Source organism: Candidatus Methylomirabilota bacterium, assembly GCA_035709005.1.
Lineage (GTDB): Bacteria > Methylomirabilota > Methylomirabilia > Rokubacteriales > CSP1-6 > 40CM-4-69-5.
Map to the genome: position 1 here is coordinate 15,026 of DASTFB010000003.1, position 18,691 is coordinate 33,716.

The window sequence follows — 18,691 nt, forward strand, 5'->3', positions numbered from 1 at the left end:
CGGGGACGTCACAGACCGCCCACGAAGCGACCGGGGTTGAGCACGCGGCCGGGGTCGAACTCGTCTCGAAGGCGTCGCATCAGCTCGAGGGCGGCAGGCGCCACAGCGCCCCAGGGATCCACGGTTGCGCGGAGCGCTCGGGGGCCCGCCTGGACGACGACGCTGCCATCGAACCCGCCCACCGCCGCACGCAGACGCGTGACCACGCTCGCCGCGTCCTCGACGCCAGCGCCGGGCAGGAGCAGGCGTAGCGAACCACTGGCCGCGCAGCCGGCCACCCGAGGCGTGGCGCCCGAGTTCACCTCGGCGTGGGCCGCCGTGATGGCATCGAGCGTGTCGGCGATCCGGCTCGGCAGCACCCCGAGTTGCAGCACCACCTCGCCTTCGGCCCTGGCCAGGGCGCGGTCGTAACGCGGCCAGAAGCCGTCGTCCAGCGCGACGAGGTGTCCCCCCGCCCCCCGGGCCAGCGCCTGCAAGCGGTCGGCCTCGTCGCGGACCGCGGCTTCCACGCCGGCCAGCGACACGGCGACGCCGAAGGGCGCGGGCGGCGCCTGGCACGCCCGCAGGGCCGGCTCGTTCAGCAGCTCGAGGCGCGTGGGCTCCAGCGTGGAATCGAGCACGAGCCCGATGAACGACTGGGCGGCCGCGGCCGACGGCAGGGTCGCCAGCCAGGTTCCCTCGCGGTCGGGGACCGGATGCAGCCGCAGGGTCAGCTCCACCAGCACCCCGAGCGTCCCCAGCGCGCCCACCATCAGCTTGGGCACGTCGTACCCGCTGACGGACTTCACGACGCGGGCGCCGCCCCAGGTCAGCACACCGTCGGCCTGGACGAAGCGGACGCCGAGCAGCAGGTCACGAAGTGTCCCGTAGCGCGCGCGCAGCGGCCCGTGGGCGTTGGTGGCCACGAGCCCGCCCAGCGTCCGCGTCTCCCAGCCCGGAGGATCCACGGGCAGCTGTTGACGCCGGGGACGCAGCTCTGTGGCCAGCGCCCCCGCGGACACGCCCACTTCCACGCTGACCGTCAGATCGTCGGGTTGGTAGTCCAGCACGCGGACCAGGTCCTTCGTGTCCAGCACCAGATCGAGCCGCGCCGGCGGCGCGCCCAGATCCATCGCGGCGCCGCTTCCCCGCGGGATCACGGCCAGCCGCTCCTCCGCGGCCAACGCGAGCACGGTGGCGACCTGTTCGGCGCTGGCCGGCCTCACCACCCACCGGGGCACGCGATCATCGACGGCGGCGGCGCGTAGCGCCGCCGCATGGTCGGTGACGCGCGCGGCCCCGACGACGTCGGCGAGCGCGGCGCCGACGGACCGCATGGAGACGGCCATCTCAGATCCAGGTCCCGGCCGGCAGGGTCGGACGTGACGGGCGGAAGCCCTCCCCGCACGCCGGATGGGACGGCAGCAGCTTATCGGGATTCATGATGCCGGGCGGATCGAAGACCCGGCGCAGCCGGTACATGAAATTGAGGTCGGCGTCGGCGAACTGCAGCGGCAGGTTCTTGGCCTTGTCCACGCCGACGCCGTGCTCGCCGGTGACACTGCCCCCCAGCGCGATGCACGCCTGCAGCAGCTCCTCGTTGGCCAGCCCCGCCCGCCGCAGCTCATCGGGCTGGCGATCATCGTAGCAGATCAGGGGATGGAGATTACCGTCGCCGGCGTGGAAGACGTTCGCGATGAGCACGCCGTGCCGCGCCGCGATCGTCTGCATCTCCTGCATGATGTCGGGGAGCTTCGAACGAGGGACGACCGCGTCCTGCAGCAGGTAGCTGGCGGTGAGGCGGCCCACGGCGCCGGCCGCTTCCTTGCGTCCCTTCCAGAGCAGTGCCTGCTCCGCCTCGTCCCGCGCCACCCGAACTTCGAGCGCCCGGCGCTCGCGGCACACGGTGGCGCAGCGCTCCCCCTGTCGCTCAACCTCGGCGCGAGGACCGTCGAGCTCGATCAGCAGCACGGCGGCGGCCTCGGTCGGGTACACGGGGGCCACGCCGGCGTTGATGGCCCGGATGATGACGGCGTCGAGCATCTCCAGCGCCGCGGGAATGACGCCGGCGGCGATGATGTCGGACACGGCGTGCGAGGCATCCACCAGGGATGGAAACGACGCCAGCACCGTCTTCACCGCTTCGGGCGCGTGGCGCAGGCGCACGGTGACCTCGGTGACGAGTCCGAAGGTGCCCTCGCTGCCGACGACCACGCCGGTGAGATCGTAGCCGGGACGGTCAGCCACCTTCCCCCCCAGCCGGATCAGCTCTCCTCGGCCCGTGACGATCTCCAGCCCGAGCACGTGATTGGTGGTGATGCCGTACTTCAGGCAATGCGCGCCCCCGGCGTTGGTGGCCACATTACCGCCGATAGAGGACACCATCTGGCTCGAGGGGTCAGGGGCGAAGAAATAGCCGCGCTCGGCCACGGCCCGCGTGAGCCACAGGTTGATGACGCCGGGCTGCACGGTGGCGCAGCGGTTGGGCAGATCGATCTCGAGGATGGCGTCCATCCGGTTGAGGCCGATCATCACGCCACCCCGCGCCGCCATCGCGCCGCCGATGAGCCCGGTACCCGCGCCGCGCGGGATCACCGGGACGCCGTGCTGGTGGCAGCGGCGCACCAGCTCCACCACCTGCTCGGTGCGGCTGGGCAGGGCCACGACGTCGGGGATGCCCTTGTAGTACGTGTGCATGTCGCACTCGTAGACCAGCCGTCCTTCCGGGGACATCACGAGCCCCTCGGGCCCGAGAATCCCTCGCAGCTCATCGACGAACTGGTCACTCAGCGCCATGGGACGCCTCACGCCGGATTATCGCGCACAACAGTCAGGAGGGCCGGCCCGAACACCGGGGCCACCGGACCAGCTCTGCTCGAGCGCCGGCTTCGCCGGCGCAATCCTTCCCAGGGGGGAGGCAGGGAGGAGCACGCCGTGAGGCGTGCGACGACCGTCGGAAGGGGGGCTTCGCCCCCCTCCGAGCTAAATCCGCCAGGTATCGCCCGACGTCAGCAGCTGGGCGATGTCACCCTCACCCCGCTCGGCGATCGCCCGGCGCTCCTGCTCGAGCAGGATCTCCTCGTAGCAGGGCTGTTCGATGGCCGCCAGCACACCCACCGGGATGGGGAAGTCGGGGACCCAGAGATCGGCCAGGAGCTTGGCGGCGTTGACGTTCGTCTCGTCGTGGATCCAGAGCGCCCGCTCGCCTACCTGCCCGGCGGGCACCACGCGCGGCGTGACGCCGTCCATGACGACGGCTTGCCGCCGGTCGGGTGGACCGAACAGCAGAGGCTTGCCGTGCTCGAGCCGCAGCTCGTGCGCCAGCCTGGACTCTTTCTCGTAGAGCGCGTTCCAGGCCAGGTCGTTGTAGACGTTGCAGTTCTGGAGGATCTCCAGGAACGCGGCGCCCTGGTGATGGGCGGCCCGCTTGAGCATCTCCTCCATGTGACGCACGTCGCGATCGACGGTCCGCGCCACGAACGAGGTCCCGCAGCCCAACGCGAAGGCCAGCGGGTTCACGGGACGGTCCGCCGAGCCCAGGGGCGTCGATTTCGTCACCTTGCCGAGCTCGCTGGTGGGCGAGTACTGGCCCTTGGTGAGCCCGTAGATGCGGTTGTTGAACAGCAGCACGGTGAGGTTCACGTTCCGCCGCAGGACGTGCAGCATATGGTTGCCGCCGATCGACAACCCGTCGCCGTCGCCGGTCACCACGAAGACCTTCAGATCCGGGCGGGCCAGGCGGAGCCCGGTGGCGATGGCCGGAGCCCGTCCGTGGATGGTGTGGAAGCCGTACGTGTTCATGTAGTACGGAAACCGGCTGGAGCACCCGATGCCGGAGATGAAGACGATGTTCTCCCGCGGGATACCCAGGTCGGGCATCGTCTTCTGGATGGCGCTCAGGATCGCGTAGTCCCCACACCCGGGACACCAGCGGACGTCCTGGTCGGATTCGAAGTCCTTCTTGGTGTAACGAGGGGCTTCGGCGGCCGCCCCGGCGCTCACGCGGGGTCTCCCAGCAGCTGCTTGATGGCCGCGTAGATCTCGTCGGAGGCCAGCGGCAGGCCGCGCACCCGGTTGAAGCCGACCGCGTCGACCAGATATTCGGCCCGCAACACCCGCACCAGCTGACCGCTGTTGATCTCCGGCACCAGCACCTTGCGGTACTCGCGCAGGATGTGGCCGAGGTCGGGCGGCAGCGGATTGAGATAGCGCAGGTGAACGGCGGCGACCGAGCACCCCTCGCTCTGAGCCTGCTCGACCGCGGCGGTGATCGAGCCGTAGGTGCCGCCCCAGCCCACGACCAGCAGGTCCCCGGTGGCCGGCCCGTTGATCGACGTCGGCACGATCTCCTGGGCCACCCGCCGGACCTTCTCGGCTCGCGTGCGCACCATGTGGTCGTGGTTGTCCGGATCGTACGAGATGTTGCCGGTGACATCCTGCTTCTCGATGCCGCCGATCCGGTGCTCCAACCCGGGCGTCCCGGGCCGGACCCAGGGGCGCGCCAGCGTGGCCGCATCCCGCAGGTAGGGGAAGAACCCGTCCTTCTCGGTGCGGAACTGCACGTCGATCGTCGGCAGCGTGCTGACATCCGGGATGAGCCAGGGCTCCGAGCCGTTGGCCAGGAACCCGTCGCTGAGGACGATGACCGGGACCATGTACTTCGCGGCGATCCGCACGGCTTCGTAGGCGATATAGAAGCAGTCCCCCGGGGTGGCGGGAGCGAGCACCACCACGGGCGATTCGCTGTTGCGCCCGTACAGGGCCTGCATCAGGTCGGCTTGTTCGGTCTTGGTCGGCATGCCGGTGGAGGGACCGGCGCGCTGGATGTTGAAGATCACCAGCGGCAGCTCGGCCGTGACGGCCAGCCCGATCCCCTCGCTCTTGAGCGCGATGCCCGGCCCGCTGGACCCGGTGACGCCGATGGCCCCGCCGAAGGCGGCGCCGATGGCGGCTGTCACCGCGGCGATCTCGTCCTCCGCCTGGATGGTGCGGATCCGAAACCGCTTGTGCATCGCCAGCTCTTCCAGGACGCTGCTGGCCGGCGTGATCGGGTAGGCGCCGTAGACGACAGGCAGCCTGGAGCGCTGGGCGGCGGCGAGCAGCCCCCAGGCCAGCGCCCGGTTGCCGGTCATGGCCCGGTAGAGACCAGCCGGCAGGTCGGCCGCCTCCACCGTGTAGTGCTCGGCGAAGATCTCGGCCGTTTCCCCGAAGGCATGCCCGGCCTTGAGCACGCGGCTGTTGGCCTCCAGGAACGCCGGATTCTTGGCGAACCTCTTGGTGATCCACTCGAGCGTGGGCTCCAGCGGCCGCGTGTAGATCCACGAGACCAGGCCCAGCGCGAAGAAGTTCTTGGTGCGGTCCTTTTCCTTGGTGTTGAGCGGCAGATCCTTGATCGCTTCGTGAGTCAGCCCGGTCATGTCGACGCGGTGCAGACGGTAGCGCTCGGCCAGCGCCGGATCCTCCAGCGGATTCGCCGGGTACCCCGCTTTGTCGAGATTGCGCTTGTCGAAGGCGCTGGTGTTGACGATCAGCAGGCCCCCCGGCTTGAGGTCGCGCAGGTGCACCTTGAGGGCCGCCGGATTCATGGCCACCAGGCAATCCAGGCGATCGCCGGGCGTATACACCCGCTGGCTGCCGAACTGGAGTTGGAAGCTCGATACGCCGAACAACGTTCCGGCGGGGGCGCGGATCTCGGCCGGAAAGTTGGGGAGCGTGGCGATGTCGTTGCCGGCCCACGCCGACTCGGTCGTGAACTGTTCACCGGTGAGCTGCATGCCGTCCCCGGAATCCCCGGCGAACCGCACCACAGCCCGTTCCAGCTCCCGCAGCCGCTTCTCGGCGCCCTTGACAGGAGCGATCGTGTCGCTCATCGAACCTCGTCCTCTCTGCCGCGACGACTCACACGTTGTCGGCGACGCTTGGCGGCCCCCACGCGCACCACCCTCCCATTACGCCTCGCCTGGGGATACACCGAATCCCGTGGCCGCGGCTGCTCACCGCGCAAACCACGCTAATGGTATCGGAGCAACACCGGAAGGGCAAGGATTGCCAGGCGGTTAGCCCGGCCGCGCCGTTGCGGCCCCGGCGGGCGTCTCGGCACCCTTCTGCTCGCTGAGCAGCTGGATGAACCGGCCGACCACCGGGGCCAGCGGCTTCTGCCGGCGGTGGATGATCCCGACCGGCCTCACCAGATCGGGGATGCCGAACGGCACGATGGCCAGCGTCCGGATCCCGGCCTCTTTCTCCACCGTGTGGCGGGGCAGCAGGCTGACTCCGGCAGCGATCATGATGGCCTGCTTGATGGTCTCGATGTTGTCGAACTCCATCACGATGTTGGGGCGGACGTTGTGCTGGCGGAGCGCGCGATCGATGGCCCGGCGGATCGTGAGCCCCCGGTCGAAGGCCACGAAACGCTCGGCCGACAGATCCGCCGGCATGACCATCCGGCGCCGGGCCAGGCGGTGATTGGGATGGCATACGAAGGTCATCGGCTCGGAGCGGAGCGGAATGACGGACAGGGCCCGGTCCGTTGGCGGATAGGACATGATGCCGACGTCGGCCTCGTCGGCGAGAACGGCTTCCACCACTTTGTGGGGGTGCAGGCACTCGAGCTGCACCCGGGCGTTCGGGTAGAGCGACATGAAGCGCTGCAGGTGGTGACTCATGTCGTGCAGGCCCACCGAATAAATCGCGGCAACCCGCACGGTGCCGTCCACGCGGGCCTTCACCGCAGCGATCGCCGACCGGGTCTTGTCCCAGGTGTCGAGCAGGCTCCGGCAGGCGGTGAAGAGCGCCTGGCCCTCGGCGGTCACCACGAACGGCCGCTTCGTGCGATCGATGAGGGCGACCCCCAGGTCGCGCTCGAGCTGCTGGACGGCCTGGCTGGCCGCGGACTGGGAGACGAAGTTCTGTTCGGCGCCGCGCGAGAAGCTGTGCAGGCGAACGATGTCACAGTACAGACGCAGGGTCTCCAGCTGCATGCCCGGACATCATACCATCAGTAGAACTAATACCCACGATCTGATTTTTGCGGGATGACTAATGTTCTGAACTCGGGTACTATCGTGCAACTTTTCACGATCGGTTCAAAACCCCGAGCCGAAGGGATAGCGTATGAATCACCCGGTAGGACCACCGCCCGCCCAGGGGCTCTATGACCCGCAGCACGAGCACGATGCCTGCGGCGTCGGGTTCGTGGTCCACGTGAAGGGGCGGAAGTCGCACGACATCGTGGTCAAGGCCCTCACCGTGCTGAAGAACCTCCTGCACCGCGGGGCCTGCGGCTGCGAGCCCAACACCGGTGACGGCGCCGGGATCCTCATGCAGATGCCCGACCGGTTCTTCCGGCAGGAGTGCACACGGCTCGGCATCGCGCTGCCGCCCGCCACGCACTACGGTGCCGGACTGGTGTTCCTGCCTCGCGACCTCATTCAACGCGAGAAGGTCCAGGCCCTGATCCAGGCGCTGGTGGAGGAGGAGGGCCAGCGGTGCCTGGGCTGGCGCGACGTGCCTACCGACGACAGCCCGCTGGGCGCCAGCGCGATCGCCTGCGAGCCGCACATCAAGCAGATGTTCATCGGGCGTGGCCCCGACGTGACCGACCACCGCCACTTCGAGCGCAAGCTCTACGTCATCCGCAAGCGGATCGAGCACGCCCTGGCCGGCATGGAGTTTCCCGAAAAGAAGCTCACGTACATCCCGAGCCTGTCCTCGAACACCATCATCTACAAGGGCATGCTCTCGGCCGATCAGATCGAGACGATGTTCCCCGACCTCACGGATCCCCACGTGGAGTCGGCCTTGGCCCTGGTACACCAGCGGTTCAGTACCAACACCTTCCCTTCCTGGCCCCTGGCCCATCCGTATCGCTACATCGCCCACAACGGCGAGATCAACACGCTGCGGGGCAACATCAACTGGATGCGGGCCCGCGAGGCCCTCTGCCGGTCGGGCCTCCTGGGGGACGATCTCCCGGAGGTCTTTCCGGTGACGCGGGAAGGGCTGTCCGACTCCGCCACCTTCGACAACGTCCTCGAGTTCCTCGTGATGAGCGGGCGGTCGCTGCCTCACGCCATCCTCATGATGATCCCCGAGCCGTGGCAGAACCACGAGTCCATGAGCCCCGAGCGCCGAGCGTTCTACGCCTACCACGCCTCCCTCATGGAGCCGTGGGACGGGCCGGCCTCCATCGCGTTCACCGACGGCACCGTCATCGGCGCAGTGCTCGACCGCAACGGGCTGCGTCCCTCGCGCTACTACGTGACCAAGGATGACCTCGTCGTCATGGCCTCCGAGGTCGGGGTGCTGGACATCCCGCCGGAGAACGTCAAGGTCAAGGAGCGGCTCCACCCGGGCCGGATCTTCCTGGTCGATACCGCCCAGGGACGGATCGTCGACGACGAGGAGATCAAAGCCCAGCTGGCCGGCGAGCATCCGTATGCCGAATGGCTGCGCGACAATCTCGTGTCGCTGGAGCAGTTGCCGGCGGCGCCTGTCCGCGCTGCCGATCACGAGACGGTGCTGACGCGCCAGATCGCCTTCGGTTACACCCACGAGGACGTGCGCATCCTGCTCACGCCGATGGCCCGACAAGGCGAGGAGCCGATCGGGTCGATGGGCACGGACACCGCGCTGGCCGTGCTCTCCGACCGACCCCGGCTCCTCTACGACTACTTCAAGCAGCTCTTCGCCCAGGTCACCAACCCGCCGCTGGACCAGATCCGCGAGGAGCTGGTGACCTCGATGGAATCGACGATCGGGCCCGAGCGCAACCTGCTCTGTCCCGAGCCCCAATCGTGCCGCCAGATCGCCTTGCCCGACCCCGTGCTCTCCAACGAGGACCTGGCCAAGCTGGAGCACGTGGCCGTGGCTGGCTTCAGGGCCGTCACCCTGCCCACGCTCTACGCCCCGGTCGAAGGCCCGGTGGGGCTCGAGCGGGCGCTGGCGGAGCTTCAGACTCGGGCCAGCCAGGCCATCGCCGAGGGGGCCAACATCATCATCCTGTCCGATCGCGGCGTGAGCCGCGATCGGACCGCGATTCCCAGCCTGCTGGCCACTGCTGCGGTTCATCACCACCTCGTGCGCCGAGGGGAGCGAACCCGGTGCGGGCTGGTGATCGAGACCGGCGACGCCCGCGAGGTGCACCACATGTGCCTGCTCATCGGGTATGGCGCCGGCGCCGTGAACCCCTGGGTGGCCTTCGAGACCCTGGACGACATGATCCGCGAGGGCCTGCTGACTGGCGTGGACCACGCCAAGGCGGTGAAGAACTACATCAAAGCCCTCAACAAGGGAATCCTCAAGGTCATGGCCAAGATGGGGATCTCCACCCTGCAGAGCTATTGCGGCGCGCAGATCTTCGAGGCCATCGGGCTGGACAAGACACTGGTGGACCGCTACTTCACGGGCACCGCCTCCCGCGTCGCGGGGATCGGCATCGACGTGATCCACGAGGAGGTTTGCCGGCGGCACGGGCAGGCCTTCCCCGAGCGGCCGGTCGGGCCGGCCGAGCTCGACTGGGGCGGCGAGTACCAGTGGCGGCGCGACGGCGAGCACCACATGGTCAACCCCGACATGATCGCCCGCCTCCAGGATTCCACCCGGACCGGTCGCTACGGGCAGTTCAAGGAGTACGCGAAGCTCGTCGATGATCAGAGCCGTCGTCGGGCCACCCTGCGCGGACTCATGCAGTTCAAGTTCTCCGACGCCCCTATCCCGTTGGAAGAGGTGGAGTCGGTGGAGGCGATCTTCAAGCGGTTCGCCACCGGGGCCATGTCCTACGGATCCATCAGCCAGGAGGCGCACGAGGCCCTGGCTATCGCCATGAACCGCATCGGCGGCAAGTCCAACACCGGCGAGGGTGGAGAGGACCCGGCCCGGTACCGGCGCGACCCCAACGGCGACTGGCGCCGCAGCGCGGTCAAGCAGGTCGCCTCCGGCCGCTTCGGCGTCACCAGTGAATATCTCGTCAATGCCGACGACCTGCAGATCAAGATGGCTCAAGGCGCCAAGCCCGGCGAGGGCGGGCAGCTGCCCGGTCCCAAGGTGTACCCGTGGATCGCCAAGGTGCGCTTCGCCACGCCCGGGGTGGGGCTGATCTCGCCGCCCCCGCACCACGACATCTACTCCATCGAAGACATCAAGCAGCTCATCCACGACTTGAAGAACGCCAACCCGCAGGCCCGTGTGCACGTCAAGCTCGTGGCCGAGGTGGGCGTGGGCACGGTGGCCGCCGGCGTGGCCAAGGCGTTCTCGGACGTGGTCCTCATCTCCGGTCACGACGGCGGGACCGGGGCCTCGCCCCTCACCTCCATCAAGCACGGCGGAATCCCCTGGGAGCTCGGTCTGGCCGAGACCCAGCAGGTCCTCGTCATGAACAAGCTGCGCGATCGGATCACGGTGCAGGTGGACGGTCAGCTCAAGACCGGGCGCGACGTCGTCATCGCCGCCCTGCTGGGAGCCGAGGAATACGGTTTCTCGACCGCTCCCCTGGTCGTGCTCGGCTGCATCATGATGCGGGTCTGCCATCTCAATACGTGCCCGGTCGGCATCGCCACCCAGAACCCGGAGCTCCGCAAGCGCTTCGCCGGCCGCCCCGAGCACGTCGTCAACTTCTTCCGCTTCCTGGCCCAGGAAGTGCGCGAGTACATGGCCCGGCTCGGCTTCCGGACGATGGACGAGATGATCGGCCGGGTCGACCGCCTCGACATCGCGCCGGCCGTCGATCACTGGAAGGCCCGTGGGCTCGATCTGTCGGCCATCTTCTACCAGCCGCCGATGGGAGCCGACGTCCCCCGGCGCAAGGTCCGCGAACAGGATCACGGCCTGGAGAAATCGCTGGACGCCACGACGCTCATCCCCGCCTGCCGGGACGCCATCGAGCACGGCAAGCCCGTCGCGCTCTCGCTCCCCATCCGCAACGTGCACCGCACGGTAGGGACCATGCTGGGCTACGAGGTCACCCGTCGGTGGGGCGGCGAGGGGCTCGGCGACAACACCGTTCGCCTGCACTTCACGGGCTCGGCCGGCCAGAGCTTCGGGGCCTTCGTGCCGCGCGGGATCACGATGGTGCTGGAGGGCGACGCCAACGACTACTGGGGCAAGGGCCTGTCCGGCGGCAAGCTGGTGGTGTATCCCCCGCGCGCATCGACCTTCGTCCCGGAAGAGAACATCCTCGTCGGCAACGTGGCCCTCTACGGCGCCACCGGGGGCGAGGCCTATGTCCGGGGGGTGGCCGGCGAGCGGTTCGCCGTCCGCAACTCGGGGGTGCACGCGGTCGTGGAAGGCGTCGGCGACCACGGGTGCGAGTACATGACGGGCGGGCGGGTGGTCATCCTCGGCCGTACCGGCCGGAACTTCGCCGCCGGCATGTCGGGAGGGCTGGCCTACGTCCTGGACGTCGACGGCGATTTCGCCCGCCGCTGCAATCCCGGCATGGTCGAGCTGGACCGGTTGAACCAGGCCGAGGACATCAACCTGGTGCGCGACCTGATCGTGCGACACGTGAGCCACACCGGCTCCCCCTATGCCGCGGGGATCCTGGACCGGTGGGTCGAACTGCAAGCGAAGTTCGTGAAGGTCACGCCCAAGGACTTCAAGCGCGTGCTCCTGGCCGAGAGCCGGGCCCGCGCCGAGGGCCGGGAGCCCACCTTCACCGAGCTGGTGGGCGCCGGTGGGTAAGGCCACCGGGTTCCTGGAAATCAAGCACAAGAAGTGGCCGACCCGCCCGGTGGCGGAGCGGACGCGGGACTGGAACGAGGTCTATCTCCCCTACCCGGAAGACGAGCTCAAGAAGCAGGCGGCCCGCTGCATGGATTGCGGCATTCCCTTCTGCCATCAGGGCTGCCCGCTGGGCAACCTGATCCCCGACTGGAACGATCTCGTCTACAAGGAGCACTGGCACGACGCGATCCAGCGCCTGCACGCCACGAACAACTTCCCCGAGTGGACGGGCCGGCTCTGTCCCGCCCCCTGCGAGGGCGCCTGCGTGCTGGGGATCAACGACGATCCGGTGACGATCAAGGCGGTGGAGGTCTCGGTCATCGAGCGGGCCTTCACCGAAGGCTGGGTCGGGCCGGACTCTCCGGCACTCAGGACGGGCAAGCGGGTGGCCGTCGTGGGCTCGGGGCCGGCCGGGCTGGCCGCCGCCGCCCAGCTGAACCGGGCCGGGCACTGGGTGACCGTATTCGAGCGCTCCGACCGGATCGGCGGGCTGCTGCGCTACGGAATCCCCGAGTTCAAGATGGAGAAGCGATTCATCGATCGGCGCCTGCAGCTCATGGAAAAGGCCGGCGTGGCCTTCCGGCCGAACGCGGACGTGGGGAGCACCGTGCCGACGCGCTCCCTGCTCGAGCAATTCGACGCCGTGGTCCTGGCTTGTGGAGCGGGCTGGCCCCGCGACCTGGCCGTGCCCGGGCGTGACTTGGCAGGAATCCACTTCGCGATGGAATACCTCACGCTGCAGAATCGGCGCTGCGAGGGCGATGCGATTGCCGACGAAATGTTCATCACCGCCAAGGACAAGCGCGTGGTGATCATCGGCGGCGGCGACACCGGGGCCGACTGTCTGGGCACCGCTCACCGCCAGGGCGCCCGGTCGGTCCACCAGTTCGAGCTGCTGCCGCGGCCTCCCGACACCCGCGCCCTCGACAATCCCTGGCCGCAGTGGCCCAACGTCTTCCGCGTTTCCTCCGCCCACGAGGAAGGCGGCGAGCGCGTGTATTCGGTGTCGACCCGGAGCTTCCGGGGCGACACTCAGGGCCGCGTGCGAGCGCTGGAAGCGGTCAAGGTGGAGATGGTCCGCGACGGCGGGCGCCTGGAGTTCCGGCCCATCCCGGGGAGCGAGCTCACCCTGGAGGTCGATCTCGTGCTCCTGGCCATGGGCTTCCTCGGACCGGAGCGCCCCGGCCCTATCGAAGAGCTGGGACTCCGCCTGACCGAGCGCGGCAACGCCTGGCGCAATGAGAACTGGATGACCAGCGAGCCGGGCGTGTTCACGTGCGGGGACATGCAGCGTGGCCAGTCGTTGATCGTGTGGGCCATCGCCGAAGGACGCTCGTGCGCTCGGGGCGTCGACCGCTATCTGATGGGCGCGTCCGAGCTGCCGGCTCCCTTGCCCTGACCGACCGGCAAAACATCGCCACCGCCGAGAACGACCCGGGAGAAGCTGACCACCGCCGCCGCAACGCGCTGTTTTTCGAGGTTGCAACATGCGAGCGTTTCCTCGTGTGGTCCTGTCGCTGGCTGTGCTCACCAGCGCGTTGGGGGCGCCCCCGGTCCTGGCCCAGCCGGCCCCGGCTGGCGTCGTCACCGCCGTACACGGAACGGCCACGATCGCGCGCGCCGCGGACCGGCAGACGGCTCCCCTGCGATTCAGGGACGACGTGTACTTCCACGATCGCGTCGCCACCGGGGCGCGATCGCTGGCCCGCATCCTCCTCGGCGGCAGAGCGGTGGTGACGGCGCGCGAGCACTCCATCTTGACCATCACGGCGGTGCCGGGGGCCGCCACGCTCGATCTGCAGAACGGGCGCCTGCTCCTGGCCGTCTCCAAGGGCGCCATGCGGCCGGGCGAGTCGATCGACATCAAGACTCGCAATGCCATCATCGGCATCCGGGGAACGGTCGTGGTCGCCGAGTTCACACCGGGCAACGCGACCGACGGCCGCGACGATGCGACGGTCTTCACGATCCTGCGAGGTCTCGTCGAGGTGATCCAGGTCGACCCTCTGGCCGCCCACTCGACGGCGCCGCCCCTGCGCCTGCGCGCGCTGCAGAGCGTGAGACTGATCGGCGCTCGCCTCGTGGAAGTGACCTCGATCTCGGCTGAACAGGCCAAGCGACTGTCGCAGGGCTTCGCCGTACCGATCCGACCGATGCCCGAGACGAGCCAGGAGGTCGCTCGCCTCCACGCCGCACACGTCGGCCAGGAGCTCACCGCCCTCTTGCCTCCGGTCGGTGCCTGGCCGGGCGAGCGGCAAAAGTTGTCGCTGAGCGCTACCGATCTGAACTTCCTCCACACGGACGGCGGGTCTCAGACGCTTCTGGGGCGGGTGACGTCGGGGAGAACGACGGGAACCCTGGTCGACCGGACGACGGACACGCTGGCCGCGGTGACCGGGCTGGTGCCCGGTGTGACGGGGGCTTGACAGGCCTGACGGGGACATTGCCGGGCGTCGCTGACGGACAGGGCAGGATCGCTGATCACGCCCTCCGGCTCCACGCCGGCGGTCTCGCCGCCCGCGCAGCAGCCGCTACCGAGCCTGCTGGGAACGACCGGCGCCCTGCTGGGAGGGGCCACCGGCGCGCTGCTCAAGTGATCCCGCGGCCGTGAGCCGCGTGCTCGGGCCGCGCCCCGGCGTGGCCGACACCGCTACCCGCCGCGGGTGTGCATCTCCAGGTGGGGATCCTCCTTGAGCCGGCCGAGCTGGACGAGCGGCCCCCGCTCCCGCGCGGCCAGCCGCTCCTCCGCGCCCCGATCGGTCCGGGCCCGCCAGGGCTCGCGGATCAGCGACGCCAACTCCTCGGAGGTCGCGCCTCGACGCAGCGGGCCGCGAAGATCGGTGCCCTGCAGGGCGTAGAGGCACAGGTACCACATCCCGTCGGCAGTGAGCCGGCTGCGGTCGCAGGAGCTGCAGAAGGGCGCTGTCGTCGAGGCGATGATCCCAAAGACCGTGCCGTCGGGCAGGCGGAAGCGCTCGGCCGGGGCCGTGCTGTCCGGCTCCCGGACGGGTTCGATGCGCCCGTACCGACGGCCCAGGCCTTCCAGCATCTCGGCACGAGACACCACTTTGTCCATGGCCCAGCGAGTCGCCCCCCCGACGTCCATGTACTCGATGAAGCGCACCTCGGCGGGAACGCCCCTGGCGAATTCGATCAGGTCCTGGAGCTCGTCGTCGTTGACGCCACGCATGACCACCGTGTCGAGCTTCGTCCCCGTGAAGCCGGCGCGGGCCACCGCCGCGATGCCTTCCAGGACCTGAGAAAGCGTGTCCCGGCGGGTCAGGAGGCCGAAGCGGTCGGGACGAAGCGTGTCGAGGCTCACGGTCACCCGGTGGAGGCCCGCCGCCCGCAGTGCCTCCACCTGGCCGGCCAGCAGCACGCCGTTCGTCGTGATGGCCAGATCCCGTAGCGGCTTCTCCGCCAGCAAACGGATCAGTGCGGGCAGATCGCGACGCAGCAGCGGCTCGCCGCCTGTCAGGCGGACCTTGTCCACCCCCAGCCCCACGAACACGTCGACCAGCCGGCTGATCTCCTCGAAGTTGAGGAGGCGCTCCCGGGGCAGCCAGACGTAGTCCTCCTCGGGCATGCAGTACTGGCAGCGCAGGTTGCAGCGGTCGGTGACCGATAACCGGAGATTCCGGAGCGGCCGGCCCCACGTGTCGCCGATCAGCCCAGCGATTGGAGGATCTCCTCGAGAGGCTGCCGCGCGCAGGTATGTTGTGGCGTGTCCCTCACGGTATACCGGCTGGCCTCGGTCTCCCGCAGCTGCATGAGCAGGGTGACGAACTCCTTGGGGTTGTCACCCTCGAAGGCCACGACGAAGTCCTGATCGTCCAGGCCGAACGAGTAGGCGGTGTTGATGCGGATGGCCGGGAATCGGTGCCCGGCCCGGATGTGCTCGGCCATCATGCGGCGCCGCTCCTCCATGGGCAGCAGATACCACTCGCGGGTCTTCACGAAGGGGTAGACGAACAGGTATTTCGACTGCCCGGGCTGCATGGTAACCGGCGTTTCGTCGTCGGGGTGGGCCTTGACGTACTGCGACTCTCGTGTGACCGCCAGGTAGGTATACGTGTTCCGCAGATGCGGTGCCAGCGTCGTCGCCCGCAATCCCTGGGTGAGCTCACGGATCGGCTCCAGCTCGCGGGAGATGAGCCAGAGCAAGAAGTCGGTGTCGCGCCGGAGCCCGATCGTCGAATAGGCGCGGATGGTGACACGCGTCTTGTAGTCGTCCACCCGGGCCAGGTACTCGGCGATGGCCCAGCTCTTTTCCGCTTTGGGCAGGGCCCACCACGACGGCTGCGCCTGGAAGAACGAATAGAGCATGCAGTAGCCAGGTGGCGTCTGTTCCACTGCCCTCCTCCTAGGCGACGGGAATCGCGGCCGCGTCCGCCCGGGCCCGTTCCCACTCGCGGATCAGTCCCGCCCTCTTGACGCCGACCTCGAAATGGTCCCAGGGCAAGCGCTCGTCGCAGCTGCGCTCGCGCGTGGTGTAGAAGCCGGCATCGCCGTCCCACTCGCGCAGGGCTCTGCGCCAGTCGCCGTCGAGCCGGGCCGCCCGCTCCAGGAGATCGGCCACGCGACGATCGCCCCGGGCCAGCAGCGCCTGCAGCGCGGCCTCTCGCGGATTCTCGTGCAGCACGCGGACGTTCGGCAAGCGGCGGACGCCGCGCTTGATGGCCTCGAGCTTCTGCTGGAGCGATTCCACCCCGTCGAAGGGCGCCCACTGGAACGGCGTCCACGGCTTGGGCACGAACGAGGAGATCGATAGCGTCAGCCGACCGAACGGCCGGCCGGTCGAGTCCAGCACCCGCAGCCGATCGAGCATGCGCTCGGCCAGGCCGGCGATGGCCTCCACGTCCTGCGCGGTCTCGCTCGGCAGGCCGATCATGAAGTACGTCTTGAGGTTGGGGATGCCGTGGCCACGGATGACCTCGCAGGCGGCGAAGAGCTGAGCATCACTGATGGCCTTGCGGATCACACGCCGCAGCCGCTCGGTACCCGCCTCCGGGGCGACGGTGACCGTGCGGTGGCCGCCTCGGGCCAGCGCGGCGACCAGCTCGGGGGTCAGGCTGTCGGCGCGCAGCGAGGAGATCGACAGCTCCAGCTCGTTGGCCTCCACCACCTTCAGGAGCTCACCGATCCAGGGGTAGTCGGAGACGCAGGCCCCCACCAGTCCGATGCGGCGGTTGGCGGGATCGGCCGCGAGCCGCCCCACGCTCTCGGCCAGGGCCTGGACCGAGCGGTGACGCACCGGCCGATAGATCTGGCCCTCCAGGCAGAAGCGGCAGCCGCGCCCGCATCCCTTGCCCACCTCGAGAAGCGCCATGTGGCCGTATTCGGCCAACGGCGTCTTCACCAGCGAGAGGGTCTCGAAGCGGTCGACCTCGCGCAAGCGTCGCTTGACCACGGTCGTGGGAGCGCCGGCGGCCGGCCGCACCTCGGCGACGGCGCCCTGGGGGTGATAGGTGATGGCGTAGCGCTCGGGCACGTACACGCCGGGCACACTCACCACCCGATCGAGGAAGGCCTCCCGACCGGGATCCCCTTCCCGGTAAGCGGCGATCAACTCGCCGACCAGCTCCTCGCCCTCGCCGACGACGATGAAATCCATGAACGGCGCGATCGGCTCGGGGTTGGAGAAGGCACACACCCCGCCCATCATGACCAGCGGATCGTGAGGCCGGCGCTCGGCCGCCCGCAGCGGGATGCCGGACAGGGCCAGGAGCCGCAGCGCGTTGATGTAATCGCCTTCGTAGGTGATCGAGAACCCGATCAGGTGGAAATCGGCGAGCGGTCGCTGGGACTCGAGCGAGAACGGCCGGCCTTGCGTGCGCCGTAGCTCGTCGAGGTCGGCGGGATCGGGCATGAACACCCGCTCGCAGACGACGTCGGGGAGCTGGTTGAAGTGCCAGTAGATGGTCTGCAGACCGAGATTCGACATTCCCACGGCGTACGTATTCGGGTAGACGAGAGCCACCGCGATCTTGCCGCCCCAGTCCTTGCGGACCGCACCCTCCTCCTGGGCAAGGAGGGCAAGCGCTTTTTGCTTCAGCGACCAGGACATGAAGGTCACTCTACCACACCGTGCCCGAGCCCCTGAGCGCGACCGGGTCGCCGGCGGGGCGTTCAGTTGGCCGCGGCCGGACTGACCCGCCGACGGCTCCAGGCCAGCCCGATCAGGGCCACCAGGACGCCGATCGCGCTGGCGAGCTGGGGCACACGGATGGTGCCCAGCCAAAAGCTATCCAGCCGCAACGCCTCGATCGCGAAGCGCCCGATCGAGTAGAGACCGATGTAGAGAAAGAAGAGGGCGCCGGGGTGCGCGCGCATCCGCGGTCGCAGCCAGGCGATGAGCACCAGGAACACCGCGAAGTCCCAGAGCGACTCGTAGAGGAAGGTCGGGTGAAAGTACTCGTACTGCCCGTACCCGGGGGGACGGTGAGGCGGCGAGATATAGAGCTTCCAGGGCAGGTCCGTCGGCCGCCCGAACGCCTCTTCGTTGAAGAAGTTCCCCCAGCGACCGATGGCCTGTCCCAGGGCCAGGCCGGGGGCCGCGACATCGAGGCTCCGCAGGACCGGAAGACGCCACCGGTGCGCCAGCCATATGCCTACCAGCGGTCCGACGATGAGGCCGCCGTGGATCGCCAGACCGCCCTCCCAGACCGCCGGGATCTTGGCGGGATGCTGACCATAGTAGTCCCAGTTGAACACCACCTCGTAGAGGCGGGCCCCCACCAGGCCAGCGAGAATCGCCCACTGGGCCGCGCTGATGAGATCATCGGCGGGCAGGCCTTCGTGCCGGGCTTGCCGGTGCGCCAGCCAGAGCCCCAGGATGATGGCGATGGCCATGAGGATGCCGTACCAGCGGATGGCGAAGGGGCCGATCTGAATGGCGATGGCGCCGGGCGACGCAAACATTCAGAGGTAAGATAGCCCGCCAGGTGGAATTCGTCCAATGAAGCTCTCCGGCTGGCGCCGGGCCACGCTC

12 protein-coding genes are annotated in these 18,691 nt (G+C 68.9%); 3 read left to right on the forward strand and 9 right to left on the reverse strand.

The features are described from left to right. Positions 1-8 precede the first annotated feature (8 nt). From VFR64_00560 to VFR64_00580, 5 genes are all read right to left on the reverse strand, one after another. Complete coding sequence (locus tag VFR64_00560) at positions 9-1,328, reverse strand: FAD-binding oxidoreductase (GenBank protein ID HET9488233.1); 1,320 nt, start codon at positions 1,326-1,328, stop codon at positions 9-11. Between the two features lies 1 nt (position 1,329). Further along, positions 1,330-2,775, reverse strand: coding sequence for an FAD-linked oxidase C-terminal domain-containing protein (locus VFR64_00565; protein HET9488234.1), 1,446 nt, complete (start codon positions 2,773-2,775; stop codon positions 1,330-1,332). 186 nt (positions 2,776-2,961) lie between these two features. Then, the gene (locus VFR64_00570) at positions 2,962-3,981 is read right to left on the reverse strand and encodes a 2-oxoacid:ferredoxin oxidoreductase subunit beta (protein HET9488235.1); all 1,020 of its coding nucleotides are present in this window, start codon (positions 3,979-3,981) and stop codon (positions 2,962-2,964) included. Then, positions 3,978-5,849, reverse strand: a complete 1,872-nt coding sequence (locus VFR64_00575) for a 2-oxoacid:acceptor oxidoreductase subunit alpha (protein HET9488236.1) — start codon at positions 5,847-5,849, stop codon at positions 3,978-3,980. The genes VFR64_00570 and VFR64_00575 overlap by 4 nt, the downstream gene beginning before the upstream one ends. Positions 5,850-6,035: 186 nt before the next feature. After that, the gene (locus VFR64_00580; protein ID HET9488237.1) at positions 6,036-6,959 is read right to left on the reverse strand and encodes a LysR family transcriptional regulator; all 924 of its coding nucleotides are present in this window, start codon (positions 6,957-6,959) and stop codon (positions 6,036-6,038) included. 133 nt (positions 6,960-7,092) lie between these two features. Here VFR64_00580 and gltB point away from each other — a divergent pair, with 133 nt between their 5' ends. The 3 genes from gltB to VFR64_00595 all read left to right on the forward strand — a co-directional run bounded on the left by gltB (position 7,093) and on the right by VFR64_00595 (position 14,126). After that, positions 7,093-11,658: a glutamate synthase large subunit gene (gltB, locus tag VFR64_00585; GenBank protein HET9488238.1), complete on the forward strand. Its 4,566-nt coding sequence runs from the start codon at positions 7,093-7,095 to the stop codon at positions 11,656-11,658. Then, complete coding sequence (locus VFR64_00590) at positions 11,651-13,099, forward strand: glutamate synthase subunit beta (GenBank protein ID HET9488239.1); 1,449 nt, start codon at positions 11,651-11,653, stop codon at positions 13,097-13,099. Before gltB ends, VFR64_00590 begins: the two co-directional genes overlap by 8 nt. A gap of 88 nt (positions 13,100-13,187) precedes the next feature. Beyond that, the gene (locus VFR64_00595; GenBank protein HET9488240.1) at positions 13,188-14,126 is read left to right on the forward strand and encodes a FecR domain-containing protein; all 939 of its coding nucleotides are present in this window, start codon (positions 13,188-13,190) and stop codon (positions 14,124-14,126) included. 224 nt (positions 14,127-14,350) lie between these two features. Here the strand turns inward: VFR64_00595 and moaA are convergent, their stop codons facing one another. From moaA to lgt, 4 genes are all read right to left on the reverse strand, one after another. Beyond that, positions 14,351-15,379, reverse strand: a complete 1,029-nt coding sequence (gene moaA / locus VFR64_00600; GenBank protein HET9488241.1) for a GTP 3',8-cyclase MoaA — start codon at positions 15,377-15,379, stop codon at positions 14,351-14,353. Then, positions 15,367-16,053, reverse strand: a complete 687-nt coding sequence (locus VFR64_00605) for a chlorite dismutase family protein (GenBank protein HET9488242.1) — start codon at positions 16,051-16,053, stop codon at positions 15,367-15,369. The genes moaA and VFR64_00605 overlap by 13 nt, the downstream gene beginning before the upstream one ends. 10 nt (positions 16,054-16,063) lie before the next feature. Then, positions 16,064-17,767, reverse strand: a complete 1,704-nt coding sequence (locus VFR64_00610; protein HET9488243.1) for a radical SAM protein — start codon at positions 17,765-17,767, stop codon at positions 16,064-16,066. Between the two features lie 62 nt (positions 17,768-17,829). Continuing rightward, positions 17,830-18,621 (reverse strand): prolipoprotein diacylglyceryl transferase, encoded by a 792-nt coding sequence (lgt, locus tag VFR64_00615; GenBank protein HET9488244.1) that lies wholly within the window; start codon positions 18,619-18,621, stop codon positions 17,830-17,832. Positions 18,622-18,691 lie beyond the last annotated feature (70 nt).